A 16254-nucleotide genomic window follows, 5' to 3' on the forward strand; every position below is an offset into this window, starting at 1 on the left:
GCCATTGTTCATCGAACCAATATTGCGATAAATGTGCTCTAATTTCCGACACTACTAATCTCCGGTTCGGAATATGGACAAGCTGCGTTCGATGGAAGCCTTCGTTGCCGTCGTGGAAGGGGGCAACTTCACCGAGGCGGCGCAGCGGCTGGGCATATCGGCGGTCATGGTGGGCAAGTATGTGCGCGAACTCGAAGAGCGCCTCGGTGCGCGCATGCTGGAGCGCACCACGCGACGGCAAAGCCTGACGGATGCGGGGCGCGTGTTCTACGAAGATGCCAAGCGTGCGCTTGAGCATGTGCGTATTGCCGAGACGTCGGTCGAACGGTTGCGCGCGTCGCCGTCCGGCACGTTGCGTATCAGTGCGTCGATGACCTTCGGGTCCTGTGTCGTCGCGCCTTTGGCGGCGACTTTCCAGCAGATGTACCCGCTCGTGCGCATCGAGCTGGCGTTGAGCAATCGCGTCGTCGATCTGGTTGACGAGGGGTTCGATCTGGCGATTCGTATTGGTGCGCTGGGCGATGTCGACCTGATCGCGAAGCCGCTGGCCATGTATCGGATGGTGATCTGTGCGTCGCCCGGTTACCTCGCGCGGCATGGGCGTCCGGAGACGCCGCAGGACCTGGGCGTGCATCACTGCCTGTCTCACTCGGTGTGGAATGGCCGTAACGGGTGGAAGCTCAAAGGCTGGGATGGCCCGCAGGTTTCGAAGGATCCGGTTTTCACGTGCGACGATGGTCATGGCCTGCGCATGGCGGCGATCGCGGGGGCGGGGTTGTTGTTGCAGCCTGAAGTGCTGGTGGCTCACGATCTGGCGAGTGGCGCGCTGGTGCCGGTGTTGCAAGCGTACTTGCCCGAGCCGCATCCGATTCATATCGTGTATCGGCATGATCGGCGGCCGCTGCCGAAGCTGACGCGCTTTGTCGCGCATTTGCTTGAGCATGTGGCGGCGCGGGACGCGTCTTAGCGGGCGGGGGCTGTAGTCGACGGTGGATTCAACCGGTCGATGCGACAGCTTGATGGATTCGTTCAGCCGGTGAATCGAAAGCTAGTGTCTTGCGCGGGCGTTCGTCGAGCCGTCTGGCAATGTGTTGAGCCTGGCTTGCGAGCAGGCAGAGAGATGGGTTCCTTTCGGGAGGGGCTGTCACGGAAGCCCGTTTGTGGTTTCGTTCGTGCCGCGTGCCCGGATGGGGTCGTAGACGTCAAACAAACATTCCAGTTCGATGTGGTGCCAGTACGGCTCGGCGAGAACGGCATTGCCAAACACATCTTTCCGGGTGCTCGCGCGGCGGACGTGGGTATCGATGGCCTGCGTGCATGTATCGAACACGCGACGAGACCTGACATGGCGTGATGCTTCGTGGCAGCGGGATCCATGAACGTGGTTCATGGGAACATGAAATATATCCATTTTTATTTCTCCCGGGCGGAGACCATAATTCCGGGCTCCCCAGTCCGGCGGACGCGGGCGTATTTCATTGACACTTCTCATGGCAACCACAATCGAACGCAAGCCATTGGCGTTACCTGGCGGGCACAAGAAAGTGCTGCTTCATTCCTGCTGCGCGCCGTGCTCGGGCGAAGTGATGGAAGCCATGCAGGCGTCGGGCATCGACTTCACGATCTTCTTCTATAACCCGAATATCCATCCGCTGAAGGAATACGAACTACGCAAGCAGGAAAACATCCGGTTTGCAGAGACATTCGGTATTCCATTTATCGATGCCGACTACGATCGTGACAACTGGTTCGAGCGCGCCAAGGGAATGGAAAACGAACCGGAGCGCGGCATCCGCTGCACCATGTGCTTCGACATGCGTTTTGAGCGCACGGCACTGTATGCCCATGAGCACGGCTTCCCTGTCATCACCAGTTCGTTGGGCATCTCGCGCTGGAAGAACATGCAACAGATCAACGATTGCGGTGTGCGCGCGGCCTCGCACTATCCCGACATGCTGTATTGGGAATACAACTGGCGCAAAGGCGGCGGCTCGGCGCGCATGATCGAGATCAGCAAGCGAGAAAACTTCTACCAGCAAGAATATTGCGGCTGCGTCTACTCGCTACGCGACACCAATCGGCATCGCCTGGAAAGTGGCCGCGAACGCATTCAGCTGGGCGTGAAGTTCTACGGCGACGACGACTCCACAATCGAATCCTGAGCTCGCCATCCGTTCCCGGATCAACAAGCGGGACGGCTTGAAGATCCCGTACTCGCGCAAAACTCTGGTCGGGCTGCGTACTGTCGGACGCATGCCACTGATCGCCGCGGCGCAGGCGCTTGGCATTCCGCTAGTGCATCGGAAGCGGCTCGAAACTGTCCTGCGCCCCTTATCTCCTGCGATCCTCGTTCGTTGGCCCGCAGTGACGGACGTCTCTTTTTCGCGCGCGTCATTTCACGGTTCGTCGTTAGATTCGATCCGAAGCAAACGAACCCGCTGGTCGCGCAAGGCGTTCCCCAAGCTCGCTCTATGACTTCGCGATCAGGCCTTCTGCGTGGCTGAGCGCCGAGGCGGCAAACTCCGAAAGCAAGGAACGCCCCTGGCGCAGATGCGCCTGGACGCGAGCGTGTTGGGGCATGAAGCGTCGTATGACCGCGTCGCTGACTGCATCACGCAATGAAGGTGCGGAAGGAGAGAGGCGAGCAGGCCAACCTGCACCCCCGGCCATGAACATGATTAATGGTTTGATGAAATCTATTCACTTTTATTCATGGATGGCTCGACATAAAATTTGTCTTGAATGCCGATATCTTGAAGATTTCTGAGCAAGAGCCAGAAAACAAAATCGGAAAGCATTGAAAAACCAGGGGATGAATTCAGGCTTCATCTCGGAAATCAGGGTGTCAGATCAACATGAGTCAAGATTTTACATTTGCCATCAAGCGCCTTAGCTTCGATGAAGACTATCGGCCGTCAGACAGTACGCGTATCACGACCAACTTCGCCAACCTGGCGAGAGGGACGAGTCGTCAAGAGAATTTGCGCAACACGTTCAGGATGATCGACAATCGTTTCAATGCGTTGGCGCATTGGGATAATCCTGAAGGCGACCGCTATGCCGTCAAGCTTGAAATCATTTCCGTCGAAATGAGCATCGACGGTGAAAGCAGTGGCGCCTCCCTTCCGTTGATTGAAATATTGAAAACGAATATTGTCGATCAAAAAACCGGCGAGCACATCGAGGGCATCGTAGGGAATAATTTCTCGTCTTACGTACGAGATTATGATTTCAGCGTTCTGCTGCTGGAGCACACCAGGAATCAGGCCGAATTCAGCACCCCGGAGAATTTTGGGGATCTGCACGGGAAGCTGTTCAAATGCTTCGTGAACTCAAGCGCCTACAAGGCCAACTTCAAAAAGCAACCCGTTATCTGCCTGAGTGTCTCGAGCAGCAAGACTTATCATCGGACCGCCAATCAGCATCCGGTTTTGGGTATCGAATATCTGCAGGACGAATACTCTCTGACTGACGAATACTTCAAGAAAATGGGCTTGAAGGTTCGTTATTTCATGCCGCCGAATAGTGTTGCGCCGCTGGCTTTTTATTTTTCCGGCGATTTGCTTGCTGATTACAGTGATCTCGAGCTTATCGGTACCATCAGCACGATGGATACGTTCCAGAAAATTTACCGGCCCGAGATTTACAATGCGAATTCTGCGGCGGGAAAATCCTATCAGCCAAGTTTGAAGCACCAGGATTTTTCGTTAACTCGAATTGTTTATGATCGGGAAGAACGCAGCCGGCTGGCTATCGAGCAGGGAAAGTTTGTCGAAGAGCACTTCATCAAACCGTACCACGCTGTTCTTGAGCAGTGGTCCGCTAACTACGCTCTTTGATTCATCAAAAACACAAGGTCATCTACTGTGAAGAAATTGTTGCCTACCTCAACTGCCGGCAGTTTGCCTAAACCCTCTTGGCTCGCGCAACCGGAGACGCTTTGGTCGCCCTGGAAATTGCAGGATGAGGGGCTGATTGAGGGCAAGCAAGATGCTTTGCGCTTGTCACTGCAAGAGCAGCAACATGCAGGTATCGATATCGTCAGTGACGGCGAGCAAACGCGCCAGCATTTTGTGACGACGTTCATCGAGCACCTCAGCGGCGTTGATTTTGAGAACCGCAAGACCGTTAGAATTCGCGATCGCTACGATGCAAGCGTGCCGACGGTCGTCGGTGCCGTTGCTCGACAAAAGCCGGTTTTTGTCGAAGATGCCAAGTTCTTGCGCCAGCAAACCAGGCAACCCATAAAATGGGCGCTGCCGGGCCCCATGACCATGATCGATACGCTTTATGACGATCATTATAAAAGTCGCGAAAAATTGGCGTGGGAGTTCGCAAAGATCCTGAATCAGGAAGCCAAGGAGCTGGAGGCTGCCGGCGTTGATATCATTCAATTTGACGAGCCTGCATTCAATGTCTTCTTTGATGAGGTGAATGACTGGGGTGTTGCGACCCTGGAGCGGGCAATTGAGGGTCTCAAGTGTGAGACTGCCGTGCATATTTGCTATGGCTATGGCATCAAAGCCAATACGGACTGGAAAAAGACGCTGGGGTCGGAGTGGCGGCAATACGAAGAAGCCTTTCCCAAGCTGCAAAAATCCAGTATCGATATGGTTTCGCTGGAGTGCCACAACTCCCGCGTTCCGATGGATCTGATCGAGCTGATTCGCGGGAAGAAGGTGATGGTGGGGGCGATCGATGTGGCAACGGATACCGTTGAAACGCCCGAGGAAGTCGCCAGCACCTTGCGGAAAGCACTGCAGTTTGTCGATGCCGACAAGCTCTATCCTTGCACCAACTGCGGGATGGCTCCGTTGTCTCGTGCAGTCGCACGAGGCAAGCTGAATGCTTTGAGTGCAGGCGCGGAAATCGTCCGACGAGAAATCTCGAACTAATTCCTGGCTGTAGTCGGAATGGGAGCTCGGGAAATTGAAGCGGATGTGGATTTCAGGGGGAGCCTCAAGCGGGCTCCCTGATTCCGTTGGAATACGCCGCCCGGATTTCCCGCGTAAAGATGAAGCAGGGGCCCTTTTCGATTCCGATCAAGCCGACGAGCACAAGCAGGCCGGCAGGAAGTTGTCGACGATCGAAGCGGATCAGGTGGCGCCGCGGAAGGTTGGCTGGCGCGTACTGCTTCAGTACGACGGCACACATCGGCACGGATGCCGAGTGGGTTTATAGAAAGCCGGCACGCCGATATGTGCCGGTCGGCGCCGAAGCGGTGTGCCATCATGCGCAAAATTGTCGCCGCGACCTGCTCGCGACGGCCGAGCGCGGAGAAGCGAGTGGGCTATCGGGTCGATTTTGATCGATGGGCCGCTTGCACAATTGACAACCGCTGAAGTCAGCCAAAATGACCTGACGACTTCAGGCCTTCCTTGATATTTTCGAGCCGCACCCAGTATTCAGTGTCTACCATGTCTCTTTCCAGCACTGCCATCGAGCCATTGAGCTTTCGCGAAGCGCTCGGGCATTACGCATCCGGTATTACGGTCATTACATCGCACGTTGATGACAAGCCGATCGGCTTCACTTGCCAGTCGTTCTACAGCGTGTCGATGAGCCCGCCGCTGGTGTCGTTCAGCGTCATGTCCAGCTCGGCCAGCTATCCTAAAATTCGCCAGGCAGGTCGATTCGTGGTCAACATCCTGTCAGACGAGCAAGTCGGGATTTCCAACCAGTTCGCTCGACGCGGCGCGGACAAGTGGCACGGAGTCGAATGGCAGGCGTCGCCGCTGGGTAACCCGATCATTGTCGGCAGCCTTCACTGGCTTGATTGCGAAATCTACGCCGAACACGCCGCGGGTGATCACCTGATCGTGATTGGCGAAGTGAAAGCGTTGGACGTGCAAGAGGCTGCTGCTACGCAGCCATTGCTGTATTTCAAAGGGAAATATCGCAACATCGCCGCGCATGACGCGGTTTGAGCGTTGACCTCCGCGGCCCTCTTTTAAGTGTCAATCAATTGAGCGCCTGACCATCTCGGTGAATACGCTCGGCACCGGAGCCGAAGCGGCACTGCATCAATCCATCAAAAGGGGCGCCGAGGTAGCGATCACGCTTGGTATGCCGGCTGCGTTGATTACCTGGCCGGGCAACTCGGTGGGGCCATGGGTGTTTGGCCAGCCATCATTTCCCGGGGTTCGATTCAGCGTCCTGGCGTCGACTCTTCTGGTTCGAACCATTCAGGCCACGAGCTGCGGTGCCGGTTGCGCGCCTCGATGCAAGGAATCAATGTCTGCGCCAGTACCGGTAACTGATTGGCCGATTTGGCAATCCGGTATTTGACACTGTGCACGCACTCCCGGTCGCCGAATTCGCAACGATTGAGCCGGGTCCCGCCACAGGGGCCGTTCGCCAGACCTTTGGGGCATGTCTCGGGGCATACGTAGAGGGTGTCATGCAAGCGGCAACTGCCGCAGGTATCGCAGCCGACCAGCGGTCGTTTCACCGTCCGCTCGACAGCATGTAGCGCATCAGCCGCCACACCGATCTTCCATATCGGCCGCGTCACGCTCCAGCCAAATGCTCTGCTGAACCATCCCGTGCCACCGAAGACCTGGCTATGTGCGGTAGAGAGCAGCGTGTGTCGCAGGCGCTCCCGGCGGGTGGCGGTGACATCGGATTGCCCCATTTCCCACGCATCGATTTCGGGAGCGAAGCATACCTGGGGCGCCCCAGGCATCTGCCAACTTGCCCGCCATCGTTCGTCCCACCCGGTCAGTGAGGTCACGCTGTCCCGCTGCTCGGTAATCGCCTGCTCCAGCACAAGCAGTTCATCCAGCGTATGCACCCCGGACACATGAGCGCCGGCATAGTCCATCAGCTGCAGGCCCACGATCTGCAGGGCCAGACGCTCGAGGCTTCGTGCGCTGGCTGCGCAGCACGTCCGCACCGGGTACATAGAGAAATCCTGGCGCGTCGTCGATGAACCGGGCGATGAGCCACGGACAGGCGCTGCGATCGATTTTCGGACGTGCCCGCGTAATCCACTTCATGACGCGTCTCCTGTCTGGCTGTACGGCTGAATGGTCAGTCGTCGTCCTCTTCGTCGTCGCCGGCTGGGCGGCTGCTGATGAGCTTGCCGTCCTCGGTCAGGATCAGACGTTGCTCCTGGCCACCCTGCACGATGGTTACGGCATAGCGTGTCTTGCCGTCTTGCACACGCCGTTGAATCACGCCGACGCTGCCACCTTGCCGTTGACGCTCGATCGTCGTTCTCACACCCTCCGGCGCGTGCTCAAGCGTGACGATCTCGCCGGTACTCTGATCGGACTCACTGCTGTCGCAACCGGATAGCGCAACAGACAGGGTAATTGCCATTGCGACGGGCACGATTCGCCAATACCTTCGCATCACTAGCTCCTCACCCAGTCGCCCGCGCTGTTTACTCGAAGACGGGAATGACGATCGCATTTCAACGTCTTCGTCTGGTAAGTCATGTTCGTTTCCCGGCTACGCAAGTCAGTGATGGAGGAGCGGGAAAGCCACGAGCCCGATGACGGCGGCGGCTGTCACGATCACCGGTTCCTGAAGCTTCTTGAAGCGCCACAGCAGCAGCACAGTTGCGACGGCGAGCAGTGCGGTCGGAATGTCGACGATCGATCGCTTTGCGATGACGAGAACGGAGCCCGTGATCGCGCCGACGGCTGCAGCCGTAATGCCATCGACGAACGCCTTGACGCCGGGCCGATGCCCGTACTTCTTCACATAAGGGGCAGGGATGACGGTGAACAGATAGCAAGGCAGGAACGTGCCGAGTGCGGCGACGAGTGCGCCCGGGAAGCCCGCCACGAGATACCCGATAAAGCCGACGGTGATCACGACCGGCCCCGGGGTGATCATCGCGACCGCAACGGCATCCACGAACTGCTTGTCGTTCAGCCAGTGGTGCTCGGTGACGACGCCGCCATAGAGGAACGGCACGATCGCGAGTCCGGAGCCGAACACGAACGCGCCAGCCTTCATGAAGAACGCACCGATCTGAATGAGCTGCGGCAGGTCGATGCCGCTCAGCAGGCCGCTAGCCGCCGGCAGGTTGACCGCAGCAATTGCATTCAGCCCACCTTTGTTCGGCCACTTGGGCGGTGCGCGCCACAGCCATCCGACGAGCCCGGCCGCGATGAAGAGCCACGCAATTTCCGATTCGGTGATGAAGGTCACGGCGGCCAGTGTCAGGAAGATCGCCCAAAGGAGCTTGTCGTGCCCGACGGTCTTGGTCGTGAGCTTGTACGCGCTCATCGCGATGATGCCGACCACTGCGGCGCCGACGCCGTAGAAGACAGCCTGCATCCAGGACAGACCGCCGAAATGTGCGTACGCGAACCCGAGCGCGACCACCATCAGGAACGACGGCAGCACGAACGCGAACCCAACCAGCGTCGCGCCGAGAAGGCGGTAGTGGACGAAGCCGAGATAGATCGCGAGTTGCGCCGCCATCGGCCCTGGCGCGAGCTGGGCCAGCGTGAGCCCTTCCTTGTAGTCGGCCTCGGTGATCCACCCGCGTCGCTCGACCAGGTCGCGACGCATGTAGCCCGCGAGCGCGACCGGCCCGCCGAAACCGAACGTGCCGAGACGCAGCATGTAGGCGACCAGCTCGCCAAGCGAGTAGGTCGGTTCGGTCGTGGCGATGGCAGTGGTCATGATTTGGCCGTGGTTTCGTTTTTGCCGTTCGACGTGAAGTGCGCGTACAGGGAGTCGAGTACGGCGCCCATCTGCTCGAGCAGCTGATCGTCGTTCTCTGTTCGTTGGCGCGTGCCGGCCATCACGGCCTCGAAGCCCACTGCTTCCGGCGCGGCAGGACCGCCTACGTCGAGCGCGTGCACGATCTCTCCGAGCCGCATCAGCGCTGGATCCTTGTCGAGTCCGAAACTGGCGAGCAGCACCTCGAACGTCACACGCTCGCCGACGTGCGTGAACGTTGCACCGTCAAAATCGAAGCCGAGCGCATCAGCCGGGCAATCCGCCGGCGACGCGAGCCAGATGAAGCTCGCTTGCGCGTCGATGAATCGGCGGATCAGCCACGCGCTGGCGACGCGATCGACCCACATCCGCTGCCGCGTCGCCCAGGCGCGTCTTTGGTATTCGCTAATCGCCAGCGGGCGAATGGTGCGATCCGCGGCATGCGGCTCGCCCGGCGACAGCACGGTGTCGACCAGCGCAACGAAATCCTGTAGCGCGACTTCCGCACGGGTGGCCGAATCGCCCGGGAAATAGTCGATCGCCTGAATCGCGTCGAAATCCTTGCGCAGGCGACGCAACAGCCGCGACAGTTCCGTGGCCGATTGCCCGGCAAGCGTCTTGCGCGCGTCGGCAAGCGTCCGCGTGAAGGTCGCGTAGTCATCGACTCGGTCGAACAGCACGCGGAATTCCTGTTCCTGGGACGGAGTCAGGCTCGGCGCGCGCAACAGGTGGGCTGCGCCGCCACTCTCGGCAATGGCGTCCGCGAGCTCACGCAGCGATTCTTCATGCGTTTCGGTGTAGGGCAGCAGATAGACGCCGTCGCGCAGCACCGCGCAGCCCTTCGCTTTCAGCGCGCGCCAGATTCGCATGCGGGCAGTCGCGTTTTCTGTCGGGAGAGTCAGAACAAGGATTGACCAAGTCGAGATTGTGTTCATGTAGCGTATGCTACTCAGATGTTATTTATTCTACAAGATCTTCGGGGCTGGCGCGTAGTACCGCGCCTCACTCGGGCGGGATTGGGACAGGGTCATCCGCCGTGCGATGGGTGACCCGTACAGCGGAACGAGGGTAGAGGGCGCTCAAGTCCTTCGGGACAGTTCGCGGTCCGCTGGAGGGCTTTACGGTGTCACGACGAGTGCCGTATGCATCCCCGCTTCATAGTGGCCCGGCTTGTTGCAGATCAGCGCGTAGTGGCCGGGCGCGAGCTTGAACGACATGCGCTTGCTCTTGCCCGGCGCGATGTCTTCGACTTCCCCGATTTTTCTCAGCTTGTGCTCCAGCACCTGTCCTTTGCTGACAGGGAGCGCATCGTCAGCAAGATCCGTCTTGAGCACGACGAGCTCATGTTCCATGTTGTTGCCCGCATCGTTCTTGACATCAAGCGTGACGCGACCAGATTTCACGTTGTGCGTCTTGAGCTGGATCGAGTTCGATAGCAATGTCGCGTTGACTGTCTGCTGCGCCCAACTGGCATGTGATGCCACACCCAGCGAGGTCACACCGGCGACGATGACGATTCTGCAAATAGCACGCATGTCCACCTCCATGTGCATCGAAGCATCGCGCCTGCCGCGAATCGGGCGACTGCCGTGCGCCAATCTTCGAGCACACAAACGCCCCTGCCGGTGTGACGGCATGAACGTTATCTGCGGCGAGCGATACGTACTGTAAACGAGCGCTTCGGGACACTTATTCCCAGGGTCGTACGTTCGCCAACGGGTACTTTAGGGTCACGGACAGAAGGCGTCCGTCGAGATTCGAACTTCGCGCGCCAACCTTGCATTAACCCCACATATACCCCTCCTCCCTATATGGAATCGGGAATTGGAATATACTCCCCCCCGCTATATGAAGGAGCCATCATGAGCCACACCATCAAGGAAAAGCAGAAGCTGCTGAATCGCGTTCGCCGCATCAAGGGGCAGGTCGAAGCCATCGAGCGCGCGCTGGAAGAAGAGCTCGGCTGCAACGAAATTCTTCAGCTCATCACCAGCAGCCGAGGCGCGATGAACGGGCTGCTCGCGGTCGTTCTCGAGGATCACATCCGCAGCCATCTTGTCGATGCCGAAGGGCATGAGGACGAAGGCAGCGCGACCGAACAGCTGATCGAAGTCGTTCACAGCTATTTCAAGTAATCGGGTGCCGGAATGAGCGAATTCAAGGATGCTGCCTTCGGTGCGGGTCACGACCATATTTTTCTGGGTGCCGCACACGAGGAGAACGAGCGCAGGACGTGGATGGTCATCGGGTTGTGCGCGGCGATGATGGTGGCCGAGATCGTCGGCGGGTCGCTCTTCGGCTCGCTGGCGCTCATCGCCGACGGGCTGCACATGTCGACGCATGCAGGCGCTATGCTGATTGCCGCGTTGGCGTATACCTATGCCCGCAAACACGCGAGCGACCCGCGTTTCGTATTCGGCACGGGGAAGCTCGGCGACTTGGCCGGCTTCACGAGTGCCATCGTGCTCGCGATGATCGCGCTGTTGATCGGCTATGAAGCGGTCGCGCGCTTGCTCGCCCCGGTGCCGATCCATTTCGGCGAGGCGATTCCGATTGCGGTTGCCGGCCTGCTCGTCAACATCGCGAGCGTCTGGCTGCTGAGCGGCGATCATCACGGCCATAGCCATGGACACAGCCACGGCCATCATCACGGGCACGCGCATGGCGGTCACGACGATCACGCGCACGAAGAGGAAGTGCACCAGATCTTCGATCAGCAGGGCGTATTTCTCGTATCAGTGTTCGAAGACGGTGTCCCACCGGTATTCCGTGTGGCGGCCGCTACGAACGAGACGAAACACGTCGACCCGAACGCTGTGTCGGTGACGACGATTCGTCCGGACGGTTCCCGCCAGGAGTTCGCGATGGTAAGTCGCGGTGACTATCTGGAGTCGGTGGACGATATCCCTGAACCTCACGAGTTCAAGGCCATCGTTCGATTGAACGGCCGCGAGCATGAACTGGTGTTCGAGGAACACGATCACGGGGTATCGACCTCGGCGACGCGGGATCACAACATCCGCTCCGCCTACATTCACGTGATCGCCGATGCGGCAGTCTCGGTGCTGACGATCATCGGCCTGCTGCTCGCGCGTGCGTTCGGCTGGGTCTGGATGGATCCGCTCGCGGGCATCATCGGTGCGCTGGTGATTGCGAACTGGTCGTACGGCCTGATGCGCGACACGGGCGGCATTCTGCTCGACATGAATCCGGATCGCCGGCTGGCGGACAACGTGCGTACCGCCATCGAAGGCAGCGGCGACCGGATCAACGATCTGCACGTCTGGCGCCTCGGGCCGGGTCACATGAGCGCGGTCGTGTCCGTCTCGACCGATGACACCGCGCGGGATTCGCGCTTTTATCATGGCCTGCTGCAACGCTTCAAGGATCTGTCGCACGTGACCGTCGAGGTCGTTCCGGCAGCGAGGGGGCACTGAGGATGGCGGTCAAATCGCCTTGCACCGAAGTGTGCTCGTTCGACGGCAGGACCGGCTACTGCGTGGCGTGTTTGCGTACGCGGGAAGAAGCGCGGGCGTGGAAGAAGATGACGGACCATCGACGTCACCAGATCGTGAATGATCGTGCCCGGCGGCAGGCGAAACTGCCTCGCGAAACGTCGGACTGATCGACGGTCGATCCTCCATCAGGTCAGGACCGCAACCAGCGCTGCCGGATCATCGTGTCGAGCGACAGCCATCCGGCTCCCCGGCAGAGCAGCACAAGCAGCATGGCCGCCCACTGTATGTGGGTCGGCCATGCGAGCGGATAGACGAATATCTCGATCACGGTCGTCATGCCGAGCAGTACCAACGCGGCAGGCCGGGTCGCGAGGCCGAGCACGAGCAGGACCGGCATGCTCAGTTCGATCGACACGGCCATGTACGCGGCGACTTCCGGCGGCAGCAGCGGTAGCCTGTATTCATCTCGAAACAGGTCGAGCGCGACGTCCCAGTTCGCGAGCTTGGCCATCGCCGAATTCCAGAAGATCGTCGCCACCGCGAGACGCAGCGGGATCGCGAGCAGCCAGTACGGCACGCGCTCGAGCCACTGTACGATGCCTGCCAACCTCGAAGTGGCAGGTGACGTGCGGGAAGGTGTTCGGGTCATGTTCGGCATGATGTCGATTCTCCTGAAGGCGCCGCGGCATCGGGTGCGGACATCGTGTCGGCAAAGCACGCTCCGGCCAGCAGCGAAGCGAAACGGGCATAGGCCTCTGCATTCGGGGTAGCCGTCAATGCATCGCGAATAGCTTCGCCGGAAAAGAGTGCAATCGCCATACGATATGAGTCGTCGTCCAGACGGACCGTTTCGACGCCCTCGGCAGTACGCTGTATGAGCAGGTGTACCGGGCCGTCGTCGAGCCGGATCGCATGCATCGCCGCGTCGTCCCGATCGAGGACCGCGCGCCAGATTGCATCGGCCGGATACGTGAGGCCGGCGATGCGTACCGCTGGATGAGCGCGCAGGCGCATATCACCCAGTGTGACTTCATCCAGCGTCGCGACGTGTGCGAGATTCAGTGTCGGCGCATCCGGCGCATGCAGCACGCTGTTCACATGCCGCTCGAGATGCGCGACGTCGGCAAGATACGGTATCGATTGCGTCTCGGGCAGCGCCGCGAGAAAGGCGGGAAACGCGGCGCCGTATTCATCCAGCCACGCGCTGTCCGGCGGTGTGGCAGTCATGAAGCGACGGGCCGCTCCGTCGAAGCAGTCCGCGCCGAGCAGATACTGCACGGCCGGAAACGCCAGACGAAGTGCGTTCGCCAGTACCGCAGTCATCGTGTTGCGATAGATGGAAAGGCGCGCGTCGGGCTCGAGGCCATCGGACACGATCCAGCGCGACACGTCGGTCCGCGCGCCATGCAGGTTCGCTCGAACCACATGCTGCAATTCAGCCAGCGTGGGCGCATGCGTGTTCATGGCATGCCACCTCCAGTATCGAATCGGCGATCGCCGCTTCTTCCATCAAGGTTTGCAGCGACGGGACGTCGGTATCCCACTCGATCAATGTCGGCACGGCGCCAAAGTAGCAAAGGGCTTCGCGGTATAGCGCCCACACCTCGGCCGCGACACGCGATCCGTGATCGTCTATCCGCAAGGTCTGGCCGTCTTCGACGTGCCTAACACTGTGGCCGGCCAGATGAACCTCCGCGACCGCTTCACGCGGGAGTGCCTCAAGATAGGCGTGTGGATCCCAGCCGTGATTGCACGCGCTGACATAGATGTTGTTGACGTCGCAAAGCAGGCCGCATCCTGTACGCCGCACGATCTCCGACAGGAACTCCCATTCCGGAATGATCGAGTGGACGAAGCACAGGTAGGTGGACGGGTTCTCCACCAGAATCGGCCGTCCGAGCGTCGACTGAACCTGATCGACATGCCGGCATACGACGCCGAGCGCTTCCTCCGTCATCGGCAACGGCAGCAGGTCGGCCAGATAGGTCTCGCCTGCCGCGCTCCACGACACGTGCTCGGAAACCAACGCGGGTTCGAAACGCCACACCGCGTCGCGTACCCGAGCGAGGTGCGAGGCATCCAGCCCGTCCGCGCTGCCGAGCGACAGGCCGACCCCATGCAACGACAGCGGATAATCCTGACGAATCGCATCCAGATACGACGGAGCGATGCCGCCCCCCATGTAGTTCTCGGTATGCACCTCGAACCATGGAATGGCAGGCTTCTCGTCAAGCACCGCCCGGTGATGGCGGAAGCGCAGCCCGACACCCGCCCGGGCCGGTATCGGGCGAGGCGCCGCGCCGTGTAGTTTCGCGAGCACGTTCATGGCGAATCGGACCGTCAGCTTGCCTTGAGCTTTCCGCCAGCGATCTTGCCGCAGTCGCCGGCGGGCAACAGCACGAATGACTTCGAATCCCGGGCCTGCGTTGCCTGACCGGCGCAGGAGTGCGCACCCTCGGCGCAATCGTTTTTCGCGACCGCGTTGATGCCGTAACATTTCTCGAGGTGGTTCTGCGACATCCGGGTCATGTTGTCCTTGACGACCTGCGGCATGTTGCTCATGTCTTTCATGCCTTGTGCCTGACTCGGCACCGCCTGCACGGCGAGCGCGAGTCCGATGGCAGCGGACAGGGACGAGATGGCGGAAGCGGATTTGATCATGGTGTCTTCTCCTGAGGTTGGGATCGCCGATGCGCGACCTTGTCAGAAAATTCGCTCTGCCACGACTAAAGGTTACGCAGCGTGCCGGAAAATTTTCTGCGCCGGACTTTGCCGCTGGAAACCTGGAACATGACAGACGAGAGACACCCTCGTGACACGCGCATCCGGCTGGTTCGGTCGGCCGTCGCGCACGCTGCCGACAGTGGGCCGCCGCCGGTCCGGGAGGACGGTTCGCCGGACTGGTCGGTATTGATGGCGTGCGCGCAGATTGGCGACCGCGATGCCTACCGCCGGTTGCTCGAGAGCATCACGCCGTATCTCAGGCGATTCGTTGCACGCCATGGCGTTCATCCGGACATCGTCGAGGACGTCGTACAGGAGATTCTTATTACCATTCACCAGGTGCGGCACACCTACGCGCCCGAGCGGCCGTTCGGTCCATGGCTGGTATCGATTGCGAGCCGACGGGTGGTCGACGCGCTGCGCCGTCAGGGACGCAATGCGTCACGCGAGCTGCCGCTGGATCCCGACCATGAAACCATACCGGGCGATGGAGCGAATCTTATGGAAGAAGCGGCCGACGCCCGGGTGCTGCATGAAGCGCTGGCCCGGTTGCCTCGTGGACAGCGCGATGCGATCCAGATGCTCAAGCTGGAGGAGAAATCGTTGAAGGAAGCGGCCGTCGCTACCGGCATGACGGTGGCGGAGTTGAAGGTAGCCGTGCATCGCGGGCTGAAAGCGCTGCGCAAGCTGCTCGATCATCGGGAGAAGCAACAATGAAGCAGTCGACACCGGAACTGATCGAATCGCTGGTTGCCGGCAGCGCGCCGGTTCGGCCGCTGCGCCAACCGGTCTGGCGCGCGGTCGGCTGGCTGACGCTCGCGGCGCTGCTGCTGCTGTCGGTCGCGTTCGTCCATGGCATGCGGGTAGACCTGCCGTTCAAGCTTCAGGAGCGCGTGTTCGTGACGAACGTGACGGCTGCTGCCGTGACCGGCATCCTTGCCGCGGTGGGTGCGTTCATCGCGAGCGTGCCGGGGCGCTCGTTGCGCTGGACGTTACTGCCGCTGCCGGCACTGGCCGTGTGGATGTCGACAGTCGGCTACGGTTGCCTGACGAACTGGGTCGAACTCGGCCCGGACGGCATGTCGCCCGGCGAAACGGCTCGGTGCTTCGGAACGCTTGTGCTCATTGGCGTGCCGCTCACGCTGCTGCTGCTGATCATGCTGCGTCACGTCGCGCGTCTGGCGCCGATGCCGGTGGCCATGACCGGAAGTCTCGCGGTCTCGGCGATGACGGGCGTCGGGCTGTCGCTGTTCCATCCGCTCGATGCGACCGTGATGATCCTGGCGTGGAATGTGGGGTTGACGGTCATCCTGCTGATTGCGACCTGGTCGTTCGGACCGAAGCTGTTCCGTTGGGTAGGATCGGACGTGCGTGCTGGCGGTTGATCCGG

The 16254-nt window shown here is 60.2% G+C and carries 19 protein-coding genes and 2 pseudogenes; 10 read left to right on the forward strand and 11 right to left on the reverse strand.

All coding sequences use genetic code 11. The annotated features are described in order from the left end of the window. Nucleotides 1-73: 73 nt before the first annotated feature. Nucleotides 74-967 (forward strand): LysR family transcriptional regulator, encoded by an 894-nt coding sequence (locus tag QZM67_RS07580; protein ID WP_301801560.1) that lies wholly within the window; start codon nt 74-76, stop codon nt 965-967. A gap of 28 nt (nt 968-995) precedes the next feature. On the opposite strand, the pseudogene QZM67_RS07585 reads toward QZM67_RS07580, so the two are convergent. Further along, nucleotides 996-1192: pseudogene (locus QZM67_RS07585) on the reverse strand (IS30 family transposase); the annotation flags it as partial. Between the two features lie 298 nt (nt 1193-1490). On the opposite strand from QZM67_RS07585, the gene QZM67_RS07590 reads away from it, so the two are divergent. The 4 genes from QZM67_RS07590 to QZM67_RS07605 all read left to right on the forward strand — a co-directional run bounded on the left by QZM67_RS07590 (nt 1491) and on the right by QZM67_RS07605 (nt 5927). Continuing rightward, complete coding sequence (locus tag QZM67_RS07590) at nt 1491-2162, forward strand: epoxyqueuosine reductase QueH (RefSeq protein WP_301801562.1); 672 nt, start codon at nt 1491-1493, stop codon at nt 2160-2162. Nucleotides 2163-2855: 693 nt separating this feature from the next. Continuing rightward, on the forward strand, nt 2856-3839 hold the full coding sequence (locus tag QZM67_RS07595) for a DUF1852 domain-containing protein (RefSeq protein WP_301801564.1): 984 nt from the start codon (nt 2856-2858) through the stop codon (nt 3837-3839). Nucleotides 3840-3866: 27 nt separating this feature from the next. Beyond that, on the forward strand, nt 3867-4895 hold the full coding sequence (locus QZM67_RS07600; protein WP_301801566.1) for a methionine synthase: 1029 nt from the start codon (nt 3867-3869) through the stop codon (nt 4893-4895). Between the two features lie 522 nt (nt 4896-5417). Next, entirely contained in the window at nt 5418-5927 is a 510-nt protein-coding gene (locus tag QZM67_RS07605) for a flavin reductase family protein (protein WP_301801568.1), read from the forward strand. Nucleotides 5928-6148: 221 nt separating this feature from the next. On the opposite strand, the gene QZM67_RS39925 is transcribed toward QZM67_RS07605, so the two are convergent. From QZM67_RS39925 to QZM67_RS07635, 6 genes and pseudogenes are all read right to left on the reverse strand, one after another. Continuing rightward, nucleotides 6149-6904: a methylenetetrahydrofolate reductase C-terminal domain-containing protein gene (locus QZM67_RS39925; RefSeq protein ID WP_367620432.1), complete on the reverse strand. Its 756-nt coding sequence runs from the start codon at nt 6902-6904 to the stop codon at nt 6149-6151. Continuing rightward, a pseudogene (locus tag QZM67_RS07615) lies at nt 6879-6998 on the reverse strand (chromate resistance protein ChrB domain-containing protein); the annotation flags it as partial. The gene QZM67_RS39925 and the pseudogene QZM67_RS07615, both read right to left, overlap by 26 nt. A 34-nt stretch (nt 6999-7032) precedes the next feature. After that, entirely contained in the window at nt 7033-7323 is a 291-nt protein-coding gene (locus QZM67_RS07620) for a hypothetical protein (protein ID WP_301801570.1), read from the reverse strand. 141 nt (nt 7324-7464) lie between these two features. Beyond that, entirely contained in the window at nt 7465-8643 is a 1179-nt protein-coding gene (locus QZM67_RS07625; RefSeq protein ID WP_301801571.1) for a chromate transporter, read from the reverse strand. Beyond that, nucleotides 8640-9617 (reverse strand): chromate resistance protein ChrB domain-containing protein, encoded by a 978-nt coding sequence (locus tag QZM67_RS07630; RefSeq protein WP_301801573.1) that lies wholly within the window; start codon nt 9615-9617, stop codon nt 8640-8642. The genes QZM67_RS07625 and QZM67_RS07630 overlap by 4 nt, the downstream gene beginning before the upstream one ends. A gap of 183 nt (nt 9618-9800) precedes the next feature. Continuing rightward, nucleotides 9801-10217 carry a plastocyanin/azurin family copper-binding protein gene (locus QZM67_RS07635; protein ID WP_301802186.1) on the reverse strand — a complete coding sequence of 139 codons (417 nt, stop codon included), beginning with the start codon at nt 10215-10217 and terminating at the stop codon, nt 9801-9803. Nucleotides 10218-10544: 327 nt separating this feature from the next. Between QZM67_RS07635 and QZM67_RS07640 the strand changes: the two genes are divergently transcribed. From QZM67_RS07640 to QZM67_RS07650, 3 genes are read left to right on the forward strand one after another with little or no spacing between them, the layout of a single operon-like run. Continuing rightward, nucleotides 10545-10817 (forward strand): metal/formaldehyde-sensitive transcriptional repressor, encoded by a 273-nt coding sequence (locus tag QZM67_RS07640; RefSeq protein WP_301801575.1) that lies wholly within the window; start codon nt 10545-10547, stop codon nt 10815-10817. A 12-nt stretch (nt 10818-10829) separates the two neighbouring features. Continuing rightward, nucleotides 10830-12119 (forward strand): CDF family Co(II)/Ni(II) efflux transporter DmeF, encoded by a 1290-nt coding sequence (gene dmeF, locus QZM67_RS07645; protein ID WP_301801577.1) that lies wholly within the window; start codon nt 10830-10832, stop codon nt 12117-12119. A 2-nt stretch (nt 12120-12121) separates the two neighbouring features. Then, entirely contained in the window at nt 12122-12307 is a 186-nt protein-coding gene (locus tag QZM67_RS07650) for a DUF1289 domain-containing protein (protein WP_175835890.1), read from the forward strand. Between the two features lie 23 nt (nt 12308-12330). Here QZM67_RS07650 and QZM67_RS07655 read toward each other — a convergent pair whose 3' ends face one another. The 4 genes from QZM67_RS07655 to QZM67_RS07670 are packed head-to-tail and all read right to left on the reverse strand — an operon-like array spanning nt 12331 to nt 14801. Continuing rightward, entirely contained in the window at nt 12331-12789 is a 459-nt protein-coding gene (locus QZM67_RS07655) for a DoxX family protein (RefSeq protein WP_301802190.1), read from the reverse strand. Then, nucleotides 12786-13604, reverse strand: a complete 819-nt coding sequence (locus tag QZM67_RS07660) for a DNA-binding domain-containing protein (RefSeq protein WP_301801579.1) — start codon at nt 13602-13604, stop codon at nt 12786-12788. The genes QZM67_RS07655 and QZM67_RS07660 overlap by 4 nt, the downstream gene beginning before the upstream one ends. Beyond that, on the reverse strand, nt 13576-14466 hold the full coding sequence (locus QZM67_RS07665; protein WP_301801581.1) for a DUF692 domain-containing protein: 891 nt from the start codon (nt 14464-14466) through the stop codon (nt 13576-13578). Before QZM67_RS07665 ends, QZM67_RS07660 begins: the two co-directional genes overlap by 29 nt. Nucleotides 14467-14480: 14 nt before the next feature. After that, complete coding sequence (locus QZM67_RS07670; protein WP_301801582.1) at nt 14481-14801, reverse strand: DUF2282 domain-containing protein; 321 nt, start codon at nt 14799-14801, stop codon at nt 14481-14483. Nucleotides 14802-14930: 129 nt separating this feature from the next. On the opposite strand from QZM67_RS07670, the gene QZM67_RS07675 reads away from it, so the two are divergent. After that, complete coding sequence (locus QZM67_RS07675; protein WP_301801583.1) at nt 14931-15581, forward strand: sigma-70 family RNA polymerase sigma factor; 651 nt, start codon at nt 14931-14933, stop codon at nt 15579-15581. Further along, a complete protein-coding gene (locus QZM67_RS07680; RefSeq protein ID WP_301801584.1) occupies nt 15578-16249 on the forward strand; it encodes an NrsF family protein in 672 nt (223 codons plus the stop codon). Before QZM67_RS07675 ends, QZM67_RS07680 begins: the two co-directional genes overlap by 4 nt. Nucleotides 16250-16254: the final 5 nt, after the last annotated feature.

It is taken from the genome of Burkholderia sp. AU45251, from assembly GCF_030482905.1.
In the GTDB taxonomy this organism is placed as follows: domain Bacteria; phylum Pseudomonadota; class Gammaproteobacteria; order Burkholderiales; family Burkholderiaceae; genus Burkholderia; species Burkholderia aenigmatica.